Raw genomic sequence first — 13,683 nt, forward strand, 5'->3', positions numbered from 1 at the left:
TCATGGATATGACCAGACCTTTGAGGATCGGTATTCTTGCCGGGCACAAGGACGGATTCGAGAATTGGGAGCTGATGGTCCTCGACCGGATTGTCGCCGATCCGCGTTTCGAACTCGTCACGCTGATCATCCACCCGCGTGCTTTCGGTAACCGGAAGACCTCGTCGTTGTTTGCTTTGGGCGCGCGTCTGGAAGGCAAGCTCCTGGCCCGGCAGCCTGCCTATACTCCGAAGCATTTCGATGTCGGCCGGCAGCGGCTCGATTACCTCGAAGCCATTGGCGGCCGCAACACCGACAATGGCACCGTCGCACCCGCATCATTCAAGCGTCTCGATCTCGATCTGGTCATACGCACCACCCCGCAAGGTTTGCCCGACGATGTGATACAGGCGCTTCCCTTCGGCGAATGGGCCTTCAATTTCTCCGACCAGCGATCGGAACATACCGATTGGTTCAGCTACGGCAGCATCATCGCCAATGCACCGACGACGGAGCTAACGCTTTATGCCAAGCGTGGCGGTGAAATGCCCGTCGCCGAAATTGCCACCTCATCGTTCAACATCAAGTTCAGCGCAGCCCGCAATGCCGCCTTTGTGCGCGAGCGGGCCGTGACGCTTCTGATGCGCGAGCTCGCGCGTCTTGCAGACACCCGCAGGCTCGATGCTGCCCCGGCGGCCCGCATCGGGACGACATCAGCTCCATCATCCGGCGATCTTATCCGCTATGCCGGCGCGTTATCAGGTTATCTCTCAGCAAAGTCGCTTAAGGCTTTGAAAACAAAGCTGCGTTTTGGATCGTCCATCTGGACGCTTTACACTGGTCGCGGCCGGATCGATGATTTCGATCCCAAGCAGGCGATCGAAATTCCGCCGACCAAGGGCGACATCAAAGCCGATCCGTTCCTGTTCCAGCACAACGGCGAATGCTATCTGTTTTACGAAGCCTATGCCGATGGCGACCGAAAGGCGCATATAGCTGTCGGCCGCTTCAACGGCGACACGGTGGAGCGGATTGGTGTAGCACTGGACCGCCCGCACCATCTTTCCTATCCATTTGTCTTTCGTGAAGGCGACGATATTTTCATGATGCCGGAGACGCATCAGTCGGGCCGGCTTGAAATCTGGCGCTGCACCGAATTTCCGCTGAAATGGGAGCTCTATTCGACCGCCCTCGAGGGCCAGTCGGCCGCCGACAGCGTTCTGATGCGGCACGGCGGCAAATGGTGGCTCTTCACCAATCTCTCGGATTATCACGCCTATGAGGATCACTGCAGCGAACTCTATATCTTCGAGGTCGACGGTCCCGAGCTGAAGCGCGTCGTGCCGCACAAGCGCAATCCTGTCGTCATCGGCAGCACCGTGGCACGCAATGCCGGGCGCATCTTCGAGCGAGATGGCAGGATCTTCAGGCCATCCCAGCATAATGCTTACGGAATCTATGGCTACGGGCTGAACATCATGGAAATCGAGCACCTCACGCTCGATGATTATCGGGAGCGCTGCATCCGCACGATCACGCCCGATTTCAAGACCGGACTTCTCGGCTGTCATCATTTCGATGCCGCAGGCGGACGCTATATTATGGATGCGAGATTGAGCATCTAAAGCCTGGCGCGCAAAAGCGCCTGGCGGTGTTGCGATGACGACACGCGCAAAATCAATGGCTCTAGCTTGTTATTTTTACGCAATTCCCGACGGAAAACCGCTGCGCATATTTTCTGGAATTGCTTTAAAGCGCAGGGAGTGAACCCCAGAGGTCGCGATGTGCTTTGGGCATCTGGTCCTCATTGCGGCGATAGCGCAGGCCAACCGAACGGCCCTTCGTCAAAGCGACGACGGCGCCGGCGAACATCACCGGCGTTTCGACTTCCAGGATCCGCCAGTTGAAAGGCGCCTCTGGGTCACCGTCCAGCCGCTCCAGTCGTGGTTCGTTTGCCCAATCGAAGGTTACGTCGAAGCTATCGAGCGGCAGCGAGAGCCCTTCGCCATGCGCCTTGACGAAGGCCTCCTTGCGCGTCCAGCAGCGATAGAAACCCTCGAGATAGGCCTCCGGCGGCAGTGCCCGCAGGATCAGACACTCCTTATGGGAAAAGAAGCGGCCGGCGATATCTTCCTTGAGGAAGCGGATCTCCTCGATGTCGATACCGAGTTCGTAGTGGTCTGAGATCGCGAGCGCCGCGAGATCGGCGCTGTGGCTGAGATTGAAGTGTAACGGGCTGCCGTCAGCGAGGGCTACGGCAGGCTTGCCGTAGTCGTTATAGGTGAAGTCCACCTTCTGTGGCGGCAGGCGCAGATACTGCCCCAGGATGGACCGTAACCGTCCTCTGGCGACGATGAACCTTTGTCCGTCGCGCTCACGCACGAAGCGCTGAGCTCGTGTCAGCTCCTCGGCGGATAACAGCGCCGCGAATTCCTTGACGGAAGACGGCGGCGCATCGAGGCTCCAGGTCCAGACGTCGATGAGGTCGAGGCCGATGACGTCGAAACTAGGTTGTCGCATAGGAAAGCTTGCCGCTGGCGGTCGGACCTTGGCGAATCATGCGCCGAGCCAGATAGGCCATCAGCGCCGCCGGATAGTTTTCGCCGAGACTGATACGGCACGTGCGCTTCAGGATATCCAGCGTCTGTGCGCACATGTCGGGCGTGTACTCGATCTTCCGATCGGTCCAATTATAAGGGTTCATCGCCGGGTGCCCGCTGCGCTGCTGCAGCACCGGCTGCCAGTTCGTGTAGACATGGCGGCTGGAATCATAGAGCCGATAGACGCCACGCTTGTTCTCCTCGGCAAACTGCCTGGCGTCGTCGGGCGTTTCGAAAATGACATGCAGGCCGGCGGCATTGGCGACATCATTGTGCGGACCAATGCGCATCCTGTCGCTCTTCGACACGATCTCGGTCATCAGGTCGTAGCGCTTGCGCATACGCGCAATCATCGGATCGAGCCGCTTGAGCTGTACGTTCAGCATGGCGCCCTGGATCTGGCTCGCCTTGAAATTCACGCCGAGCATCGGCGGTTCGTTGGCATTGTCGAGATGGCCGCGAAACAGCGAACCGATGTCGTGATACATGCGCGCCCGGGCAAATAATTGCGGGTCGTTGGTGACGACGGCGCCGCCTTCGCCGATATTGATGTTCTTGAATTGATTGAAGCTGTAAGCGCCGAGATCGCCGATCGTGCCCGTGCGCTTGTCCTTGTAGGTAAGGCCAACGGCCTGGCAGGCATCTTCGATGACGATGAGATGATGCTCGCGGGCGATCTGCATGATGCTGTCCATGTCGCAGACCATGTTCGACATGTGCACGGGGATGATCGCCTTCGTCTGCGGGGTGATCTTCCGGAGAATATCGGCGGGGTCCATCGTCAGCGTCTGGTCGATGTCGACGAGAACCGGCACGGCGCCGGCGGCCAAGGGCGCGGCGGCGGTGGCAATCCAGGTATAGGCCGGCACCAGCACTTCGTCGCCTGGGCCGATGCCGGCTGCGACCAGCGCCGAAATCAGCGCGCCGGTACCGCTGCTCATCGTCAGCGCATGCTGCACGCCGAACTTGGCGCAGAAATCGGCCTCGAACCGCAGCAACGGACCGCCGGTGTCATCGCCATAGCGAGCCAATTTTCCCGAGGCAAACACCGGCGCAAGCGCCATCCATTCCCGCAATCCGACCTTAGCCATATCTTTCGCTCCCGATGAAAATCAGCGGCTCTCTTCTTTGAGACTAGCCCCCGTCGACGGCATTTTCAGCATGGCTTTCCGGCCAGAAAAGCATGTTACGGAGCCAAACGACCTATCCAAAATCGGTAGCTGAGATAAGCATCTATGCCGATCGGGCAATGAGCGTTGAAGTCAACATTCCCATAGAAAAACAACGAATTGGAAAAGAATATTATCAAACGTGATTCGCGAGCCAATCAGGCCAGGCAATAGGACATGCGGATATCGCCACGTCGGCGGCGGCCTCGATTAGGGGCCGGACGAAAACCGAGGCTCGTTGGTCCGGGGATGTCTCTAGCCAAGGCGGAAATAGAAACCAGCGCTTTCGCTTCGCCCCAATTCGGGATGGGTGTCGATAAGGTGAGACAGAGAGGGGATCGCCCAGCGGTCGACCTGCGTGTAGCCGAGCTGCATTACGTCGTTGAGAAAAGTGGCCTCATCGCGCATCTGATAGGGCACATAGGTGCCGCTTATTCGTTCCAGCGTCACAACGGTGCCCCTCCGGTGGAGAGCGACTTTGTTAAGGATCAGATGCTTCGGCAAAGCGGGCAGACGCTGCAGCAGGTTGGAGAGCGGCACATCCAGATACTGCATCAAGCCGGATCCTAAGAAAAGCGGTATGCCACCGGCATCTTCGATCCGGTCGACGAAGTTGAGGCCGGTGAGGCCATCGCGCTCTGCAGAGCGGCGCCCGGCGCGCACTATGGAGGGAAGGTCGTAAACGACCCAACGGAAGGAATTGTCGAACTGCAGCAGCGGCCGGAAAGCTCTGTATTTCGTCCCCATATGGCCTCCGGCGTCGATCACGCCGTCAACCTCGTGCATCAGGTTGCGCATCCAAAACATCACCGGATAGTCCCATGGCAAGACCTGGCACATTTTAGAAAAGCCGACGCTCGCGATTTCTTCATGATCGTAACCGGCCATCGGCATGGTCTTGGCCGCGGCGAAGGCGGCCTCGTAGGAACTGAAAGCTCCGGTAAATCGCCGTGGAAAAGGCGACAGATAGCGCAGGCGCCCGCCGACCGCGCGCAGCGGCGACAAAGACCGACCAAGGCTTCGAACCGTCCCGCCAATGATTGAGCGCGTGTTGTCTGACAATGATGCAGTCGCCATGATTATTTCCTCAATCGGCCCCGCACGGCCTATCTCGTTGGAATTCTCAGTGCTATCGCCGGCCGACCGCGAAGATCGGGATCGAGATGCCAATCACTTTTTGAAGGATCGCAAGGGTGAGCACATAGGCCGCTCCGCCGGATACGACTTGTATCGCCACTGTCACCAGGTGGCGCAGTGCAGACGCTTCGGCGAGATAGCCCAGCGAATAGACCGTTGCTGCCATGGCTGCGATAGCGATGGCGACGTAGGCGCAGTCACCGATCACCCGCCGCCATGCCAGACCGCCATAGTTGCGCTGCAGACGCACCGATATCGCAAAGGAGATCAGTGATGCCAGGCATTGGCCCAAAGCCGCCACCTCGACGCCGAAGGGTGCCAGGAGGACGATCAGACCGACCGAGATGGCGCCGTTAAACAGCAGCGCGGGAGGCATGCGCTTGATATTGCCGGATAGAGACAACAGCGGTTCGGTGACATAACCGGGCGTCAGCAGCACCTGCTTGGCCGACAGGATCGTCACGAGAATCGCCGCCGGCGCCCATTTGTCGCCGAGCACCACGTCGATCAGGCCGGATGAAATCAGCGACAGTCCGAGATAGATCGGGGCCGAGATTGCCATCAGAAGGGTCATGAAGGTGGTTGCGGGAGCGCCCACGTCGCGGAACGTTTTGCCGTTGGCATCGATCTTGACGGTTGCCCGGCGAAACAATGTCCAGGCGAGCATGCGCGCAGGCTCGCCGATGAGCTCGGAGAAGGCGGCGATGATCCGTTCGGCGACGCGATAGTAACCGGCTTCCGCAAGGCCGAGAAAGCTGCCGATCGCGAGCGTTCCGGAATAGGAGCGCAGGAAGATGATCAGGCGGTTCGCTAGAATATGTCGCGAGAACTCAAGGATTTCGCGTGCGAACGGCAAGGTCAGACGTGGCTTTGGATACCAGCGCGCGACGATCGCCGAGGCGAGCAGGCTGACGATCTGCGTGGCGAGCCGTCCGGCTACAAGCGAGAAGACATTCCAGCCGATCCATAGGCCGAGCATGGTGACAGCAAGCCCGGTGACCTCGGCTGCGATACGAATAGCCGCCTGCTTGCGTAGAAGGCCCCTTGCAACCAGCAATCCATCATAGACGACCAAAAGCGAGGAGGGCAGGAACCAGCAACTGAACAGGCCGAGGAGCTTGCCTTCCCAGGGCTGATTGAAGAAAAACCAAACGACCGCAGTAATGCACAGACCGACGATCGTCACCAGCATGCCGGTTATGATCGAGATCGTGCCGACCTGATCGAGCTCATCCTGCGTGCAGTCCGTCTTCATGACGAACTCGCCCCATCCTCCCTCGGACACGACGACGAGCAGGATCACGATGGCGGAACTATAGGCGTAGAGGCCAAATTCCGCCGACTCCAGCACACGCGCTGCGACGAGGAAAACGACGAGCTGCACGACCTGGGAGACGATTTTCGAAACCAAGGTCGAAGCACCGTCGCCGATAACGGATGGCATGCGCAGACGGAGCCATCGCGGCAAGCCGAAGCGACCGGACGATGAGGGCGGAAGGGGCAGTCCGTCCATCAGCGCACCGCCTCAGTCGGACGAAAGGACGGGAAAATCCCTCCATCTTTTCCGCACGAAAATGTTGCAGCTCCACAATATTGCAGGGGATTCTTTAAGAAAAACCAGACTTTCTTAAGATAAATCATGTAATGTTCCCATTCGGAACACAATCTTGCGCCAAGGGAAACGCTCCAAAAACCAAGCAACCTGGTATTGGAAGGCCTGACGTTACGAAAGTTGCGGCCCAGGCGCAGGAGGATGTTTTTGGTTGGTGTTCGCCCAAAAGAGGGTTTTTCGTAAACTGTCATGAGACAACACGCAGAACAGGTTATGAAGGACGTCGATGCCGATCGCGCCACAGCCGGGCGGCGGCGCTTTCCGCGCCGAAAGTTCGTGCTCCGTTGGCTGCTGATATTGTTTTGTCTCGCTATCTGGGCTGCGGTCGCCATCTTCTTCATTTGGTGAGTCGTTCCTTTTCATTGCGGGCAAGCAGCACGACGCCGACGGTTTTCCAGAGAATGGCGACGTCCGTCCAGAATGAGCAGGTGTGATAGTAGTCGACATCGAACTGTACCCGTTCCTCATAGGAGGTATCGGCGCAGCGGTTGACCTGCCACAGGCCGGTGATGCCGGGCTGCAATGCCAGATAGCAGTGGAGTTGCGATCCGTAGCGCTCCAGTTCTGCGGCCACCACCGGCCGCGGCCCGACCAGGCTCATCTCGCCACGCAGCACGTTGAAGAGCTGCGGCAGCTCATCGGCGCTGGTCATGCGCAGATATTTGCCAAGCCAATGCACGCGCGGATCGTTCATCAGCTTCTGAGTGGCCAGCCATTCCCTCTTCCGCTGCGGCTCGCGCTCCAGCAGTTCGGCCAGGCGCTTGTCGGCATCCCTTCGCATCGAGCGGAATTTCAAGCAGTGGAACGTGCGGCCCTCACGACCGACACGGGTGTGGCGGTAGATAATGGGCCGGCCATCGACCAACAGCAGAGCGATGGCGATGACGAGAAGTGCGGGGGCAAGAAACAGCAAGCCTGCGGCCGAAAGTAATATATCGACGGCACGCTTAGCGCGGCTGCGCCTTGCTGTCTGTTTTAAGTCATGAAGCGATTGCTCGTCATGAGCAAAGCCATCAAAAGCCGACAGCATCTCTTAGAACCTCTCGACGTTCCGAACCGTTCCATAAAGCTGCCAGTTGCACCGAAACTTGACAATTGACCCTGCGGGTATTGCCCTAGTCCCATTGACGTAAAGCCGGGAATGCACGGCTAGGTCAGCGGGTAATTCGTCTACTCGACTACCCGATTGGTGACTGTTCTGCAGCTTCTGGATACTCATCTGCGACGGCGGAGGAGGCTGCCGAGCGCTCGAGAATGCGGTTGTAGAGGGTTATCAGCGCATCCCGCCAGGAAGCCGGCGTATGGGCAAGCCCACTCGATCGGCGCATGCAGTTGACGCTCATTAAGCGGATCAGCATGTTATCGGCTGCAAGCCGGCGCATCGCACCGGCGAGCGTTTCCACCTTGCCGCTTTGGAAAGTCAGTCCGCAGCCAAGCTCGGCAAGCTCGTCGCCGAGTAGGGCCGCATCGGGGAGGATGACCGGAATACCGCTGGTCACTGCCTCCAGCGCCGCAAGCCCGAAAGGTTCCGGAACACGCGAGGAGACAACGAGGGCGCGGGCGTTGCCAATGATGCCGCGCATCTCGTCTTTGGATTTCCAGCCATGGATGACCACCTCGGGGTAGTCGCGTTCCAGCAACGCACGGCCCGCGCCGTCTCCGATGATGTGGAGGCTTATGCCGGCAAGCCTTGCTGCCATGGCGGCATCCTCGAATCCCTTTTCCGGTTCGAGCCGCCCGACGAAGAAGAAATCGTGTTTGTTCCAAGGACTCATCGGCTGCATCAGAAAGGGTTCGACCGGATTGCGGATGACTTCGATATTGTCTGTTTCGATACCGCTGCGGTCGAAATAGTCGCGCATCCGCTGGTGCACGATGACGATATTGGCCGGTATTTGACGCGTCGGATAAAAATGCTCGCGCAACACATGTCGCGCCGATCGCCAGACCTTTTCATGGTAGCCGCGCTTGTCGCACTGGGTCGTCAGGCACTGCATGGACATCGGCGTGAGACGACACACATCGTTTTTTCGATAATTCGCAAAACCGCCGTTCGGGCAGGACAGGAAATAGTCGTGCGCGTGCAGGACGACGCGCTCGCGCACGGGCCACAGGGCTCGAAAGATCGATGGTGACAGGATCTTCGACCACCCATGCACATGGTAGATCGTGGCTGCCGTATCTTTTCGGGCGATGAGATCCTGCAGCGCGGTATAGGCGCTCTTGCTGTAAAGCCCGGCTGCGAGGGCGCTGATACGGCCTTGTTGCGTCAGGGGTAGGCCATCGAGGTTGATGGTGTCTAATGCCGGCGGATTTTCGCCGGCGGTGTCGCCGGCGAAATAGGTGACTGGAATTCCAGCACGTTGCAACAGTTCGGCAGAAAGGATCGCCAGATTTGACGCTCCGCCAACTTTGATGGAGCGATCATTGATGATGACGACCCGATCGGGACGGGGTGGGCTCACGAGATTACTCCAGCGCTTCGACGTTTTGGGGCGCAAGCCTGCCCTTCAGAAGGTCGACGCAGGCCATCGCATTGCCCTTCAGCCGTCCCTTGCGGTCGACCCACGGCTCGGGACGCCAAGCTTTGATGAAATTGGCGAGCAGGTTGCGGCTGATCTGGATCGAGGCGTGACGGACGCTCATAGTCCGCTTGCGCATGAGATAGACGGGATTGGCAATTTGCGAATAGCCGAGCCGGACGCCGGCCGTACGGCCGACCTTCGTGCCGAGGTGCACGCCTTCCAACTGCTTGGCACTGACCACCTGGCCATAGCGGGCGACGATCCGGCTGAAATCGACATCCTCGAGCCAGCCATAGAAGGGCAGGTTCTCGTCAAAGCGCAGATTGCCGGCTTTGATGATCGTGGTGCGGATCGCCATATTGCAGCCATAGGCGTTGTAGACGGGTTGGAACTGTGCCGTCGCTTCCGACCGCCGCCGGCTCTTCGATTCGACCATTCGCAGTCCGTCGCGCACGGAGATACCGGGGCCGGTGATCCCGTCGGCGAGCACCTTGCCGGTGCACATGACGATATCGGGATGGAACTGGAACAACCGTTCCGTCTCCTCGAGATAGTTCGGCGTCATGAGGAAATCATCATCGACGAAGAGCACGACGTCTGCATCCGGAATATTGTCGAGAATGCGGTTGCGCTGGCGGCAGAGCCCCCGTTCCGAGATCAGCACGCGGACCGGAAAATCGAGGTCGCGCAGGCAGCTCGGATCGATGTCTTCGGGCGAGGCAAGGCAGACGACCACCTCGTCCGGCTTGCGCGTCTGGCGCGCCATATGCGGCAGGATCGAGGACAGGATGTCGCGCCGGCCGGCACTGGCGATACCAACGACCAGTTTGAGCGCACGGCTGGGCGGACGGCCCTCGAGCCGCTTGGAGGAAAGGCGGGTTTCGCGAGCCTGCGGCTTTTGCCACCAGTGACGGCGCTCATGACGTCTGCGCTTTTCGCTGCTGCGATTGGCAATAATGCCGAGGATGTTGATCGGCGAGGTACCGAAACTTGCAAGCGCGTCCGACAGCCGTTCGACCGTCATCTTGTTGGTATGGCCGACGACCACGATGATACCTTCGAGATAGCTGCAGATGACGCGCGTATCGGCGGAATCTTCGAAGGCCGACATGTCGACGATGACCACCTTGTATCGCCGGCGCAGCAGCTCGATTTCCGCCTTCAACGCCGGCAGATGGCCATAGCGCTGGTACGCGGTCACGGATTTTTCCGTCTCGTCGACCGTGACGACGGGAATGCCGTTGCCATAGGACTGCGATGACAGCCTGTCGGTCTCCAGATCATGGTCGATCGTCGCGACGGAGAGGCCGTTTTCATGCGCAACGGAATAACGTCGCGGCACCTCGTTCATGCGCAGCAGTTCCATGCCGAAGTCCGAGCCTGCTTCCATTGCCACGCCGCTGAGGCGGGAATTGAGGAAATCGGCGTCGACCAGAACTACGGATGCACCCTCGTTTTGATAGAGCTGCGCTAGGTTGGTCGCGATCGTCGTCTTGCCTTCGCCCGTGCCGACCGAAGTGATGCCGATCACCATCGGAGCATTCGGCTGGAAGGCAGAGTCGACCGAATGTTTTACCCCGCGCAAGGCTTCGGAAAATTGCGAATAGGGTGTGTCGAGCACGGATCTTAGCGGCGACATGGTTCGTCGCCATGTCGCACCGCCTCCTACGATATGGCCGGGCACGAAGGACGGACCGGCGTAGACGGGCACATGGCCGAGCGAGGTGATGCCGAGTTCGCGCCGCAGCTTTTCGCTGGAGCTGACGCGCCGATCCATGCCGTCACGCAGCAGCGCCATTCCAAGCCCGAAGGCAAGGCCCAGCATGGCGGAGAAGGGAATGACGATCGTTGATTTCGGCCAGCTCTTCGTCAGCGGCACGGCGGCAGCCGTAACGACGCGGGCATTGCCGAGCGGGAAAGATTCCTTCTGCAGCGCGCCGATCAATTGTTGCAGGATGCTTTCATACATGCGGCGATAGGTGGTTGCGCGGCTCTCCATCTCGGAGAGTTCGACACGCGCCAGGTTCTTGTCGGTGCCGGTTTCCGTCAGCGCGGCCAGCTCATCGTTGAGCAGTTTCTCGCGGGTCTGCGCCACTTCCAGATTGGAGCGGTAGACGGCCTGGATGCGCCCAAATTCCTTCTGCATTTCGCCCTTCAGCCGATTGATCTCATCCTGAGCGGCCGTGATTGCCGGGTTGCCGGCATCGTAGCGGCTGCTCAGGTTGTTGAGCTTGGTCGTCGCAGCGCCGAGATCTTCCTGCAGCTTCTGTATGCGCGGATTGTTGATCGTCTCGTCGACGTCGCCCTCGACCTTCTCCCCGGCCATTAACCGGTTGAGGGTTGCAAGCTTGGCGGATTCGGCCGCTGTCTGCGCCCGGGCGGCCAGCGCCTGGCTGCTGATTTCGGACAATTGCTGCTGGTCGAGCGAGGAGGAGGTGCTGATCTCCATGATGCCGTTCTTCGCGCGAAATTCCTCAACGCTCATTGCGGCTTCACGTGCCTGCCGCCCGACCTCGATCAGCCGGGTTTCCAGCCATTTCGCGCCGCTCTGTGCGGCCGAGGCGCGCTCGGTCAGTCCGGTGCGAATATAGGCAGCGGCGATCGCGTTGGCCGCGAGTGCCGCCTTGCGTGGATCGGTGGAACTGTAGCCGATTTCCAGAATGTAGGATTGGCCCACCCGGTTGACGGAAACCCTGGAGAGGAAGGACGCCATGGTGCGACGCATCAGATCGTCGGCGGTCGGGACGGGTTTTACTTCTTCTTCTTGGGCGTGGGTGAAATAGGCGCTGATGCTATGCAGCGAGTCGCGCAGAGCTCCCTGCCACGACACGCCCCCGACGATTTCCGGATCCTCACTAAGATTGAGCTTCTCGATCACCGCGCGGGCGATCGCCTCCGATTTGACGATCTCAACCTGGCTGGCGATCTCGGCTGCCTCGATGATGACCGTGCCGGTGAAGGCATCCTGAGACGCAATGCGCCCCTGTTCCGGATCCATCACCAGGCGGGTCGTTGCCTGATAGATCGGCTTGGTCGTCGTGACGTAGAACGCGCCGATGCCGAGCCCGATCGCCGTAAAGGTGATGAAGATCAGCAAATGCCGCTGCAGGAACCGCCAAATATCGCGAAAGGAGATGTATTCGCTTCCATTTGATCGCTTGGCCTCGGATTGAGCTCCGGGTACGCTTTTACCAATCTCGTGAACTGCCATGATATATCCGCCCGACCTTGCTAGATGGTGGTTACTGGGATTGCGATTGCGTGGGATCGGCTGAGGACAGCATCGCGCCGTCCAGGCTGCCGGAGACGTTGTAGCGAACGTCCAGCACATCACCCGGCTGCAACTCCGCCGTTTCCGGTATCTCACTTGTAGTGCCTCCATCGCCGCCGCGGGTGACCCAATATTCGAGCGGCTGGAGATCGATCGCCTTCATGCTCTCGGAGCGAGACAAAGAAGCGCCGGCGATCTGCAGCAGTTGCAACGTTGTGTTGCGCTTCAGCTTGGTATCTTCGATTTCGGTTTCGGCTGCCTGCAATTGCTGTCCGACCTCGGTCTTGCGCTGCCCTTTGAGGTTCAGGGCATCGCGTTCGGTCTCGCTGAGCTTCTGCTTGGCCTGCATGGATGCGACGACCAGATCGAGCTTGCCGCTCTGCATGTCGGCGACGACGCGCTCCAGGGAGGTCTTGCGCGACGTAGTGAGGATCTTAGTGTCGACCAGCTTGGAAATGTCTTCCAATTCGTCCTGTGCGATCTTCACCTGTTCGTCCTGGGACGCCATTTTCTCATCAAGGATGTCGATTTCGTTGCGCAGCAAAGTTTCGAGCTCCGCGGCTGCCTGAAGCTGTTGGCGCATCGCTTCGGCCCTGGCATTGAACAAATCGACTTCGGTGGTCATGATTTGCCGGATGGCCGAGCCTTCAGGTGCCGCCTTGATTTCCGGCGGGAAATCGATGCTCGTCTGGTCATTCAGCTCAGCCATCAACCGGGCGCGTCGGGCGCCAAGCTGCTTCAATTGCAGCTCCATGCGGTTGATCTCGCCGGCATAGCTGATCTGTTGCGCGTTGTTATATTCGCCGGTCGGATTGGTGCGGCGCTCACGGCCGCCGGCCATGGCGACAGCCTGCTTGACCGTCAAACCCGGCCGGAATTCCAGCTCGCTCGGCTTCTCGACCGAACCGGTGACGTAGATCATGGGATATTTCACCACTTCGACGGACGCGGTGGGGGCGGTGGCAAGACCGGTGATCTGTTTCAGCCGATCACCTATCTCCGTGGAGACGTCGGCGGTGGTCTTGTCGATAACCGGTATTTCACCGATCATCGGAATGGAGATCGTGCCGGACTGAGAAACGACATATTCGCCGTTCAGCGCCGTCCATTCCTTATATTCCCCTGTCGAGGCGACCCATTCGACGATTGCGACCTTCATCCGCGTCTGCGGCTTGATATGATAGATCTGGTCAGAGGCAGCATTCGCTTTGTCGATAAAGGCGGTTCCCGAAAGTGCCAGGGCGAGGAACATGCCGAGGATGGTGCCCGGGATTTTCCGGCGGGCGTGTGCGTGAAGAGCAGAAACTGTCAACATGAGGCGCGATCTCGTTTTCGTTTCGGTCGCGCCGCCGCCAACTTGCCGCAGCGCTATGGACTGAGATCATCCCTT

9 protein-coding genes are annotated in these 13,683 nt (G+C 59.3%); 1 reads left to right on the forward strand and 8 read right to left on the reverse strand.

What is annotated here, in order from left to right:
- The first annotated feature begins 2 nt into the window (after positions 1-2).
- The gene (locus tag QDY28_RS12405) at positions 3-1,604 is read left to right on the forward strand and encodes a glucosamine inositolphosphorylceramide transferase family protein (RefSeq protein WP_331381987.1); all 1,602 of its coding nucleotides are present in this window, start codon (positions 3-5) and stop codon (positions 1,602-1,604) included.
- Positions 1,605-1,728: 124 nt separating this feature from the next.
- Here the strand turns inward: QDY28_RS12405 and QDY28_RS12410 are convergent, their stop codons facing one another.
- From QDY28_RS12410 to QDY28_RS12445, 8 genes are all read right to left on the reverse strand, one after another.
- Positions 1,729-2,499: a 4'-phosphopantetheinyl transferase family protein gene (locus QDY28_RS12410; protein WP_331381988.1), complete on the reverse strand. Its 771-nt coding sequence runs from the start codon at positions 2,497-2,499 to the stop codon at positions 1,729-1,731.
- Complete coding sequence (locus QDY28_RS12415) at positions 2,486-3,670, reverse strand: DegT/DnrJ/EryC1/StrS family aminotransferase (RefSeq protein WP_331381989.1); 1,185 nt, start codon at positions 3,668-3,670, stop codon at positions 2,486-2,488. Before QDY28_RS12415 ends, QDY28_RS12410 begins: the two co-directional genes overlap by 14 nt.
- Before the next feature lie 333 nt (positions 3,671-4,003).
- On the reverse strand, positions 4,004-4,825 hold the full coding sequence (locus tag QDY28_RS12420; protein WP_331381990.1) for a methyltransferase, TIGR04325 family: 822 nt from the start codon (positions 4,823-4,825) through the stop codon (positions 4,004-4,006).
- Between the two features lie 52 nt (positions 4,826-4,877).
- Positions 4,878-6,398, reverse strand: coding sequence for an oligosaccharide flippase family protein (locus tag QDY28_RS12425; RefSeq protein ID WP_331381991.1), 1,521 nt, complete (start codon positions 6,396-6,398; stop codon positions 4,878-4,880).
- 436 nt (positions 6,399-6,834) lie between these two features.
- Complete coding sequence (locus QDY28_RS12430) at positions 6,835-7,527, reverse strand: sugar transferase (RefSeq protein WP_331381992.1); 693 nt, start codon at positions 7,525-7,527, stop codon at positions 6,835-6,837.
- Positions 7,528-7,675: 148 nt separating this feature from the next.
- The gene (locus QDY28_RS12435) at positions 7,676-8,962 is read right to left on the reverse strand and encodes a glycosyltransferase family 4 protein (RefSeq protein ID WP_331381993.1); all 1,287 of its coding nucleotides are present in this window, start codon (positions 8,960-8,962) and stop codon (positions 7,676-7,678) included.
- A 4-nt stretch (positions 8,963-8,966) separates the two neighbouring features.
- The gene (locus QDY28_RS12440) at positions 8,967-12,233 is read right to left on the reverse strand and encodes a nucleotide-binding protein (RefSeq protein WP_331381994.1); all 3,267 of its coding nucleotides are present in this window, start codon (positions 12,231-12,233) and stop codon (positions 8,967-8,969) included.
- 31 nt (positions 12,234-12,264) lie between these two features.
- The gene (locus tag QDY28_RS12445; protein WP_331381995.1) at positions 12,265-13,608 is read right to left on the reverse strand and encodes a polysaccharide biosynthesis/export family protein; all 1,344 of its coding nucleotides are present in this window, start codon (positions 13,606-13,608) and stop codon (positions 12,265-12,267) included.
- Positions 13,609-13,683: the final 75 nt, after the last annotated feature.

The organism is Rhizobium sp. BR 362 (assembly GCF_036528765.1).
Taxonomy (GTDB): Bacteria; Pseudomonadota; Alphaproteobacteria; order Rhizobiales; family Rhizobiaceae; genus Rhizobium.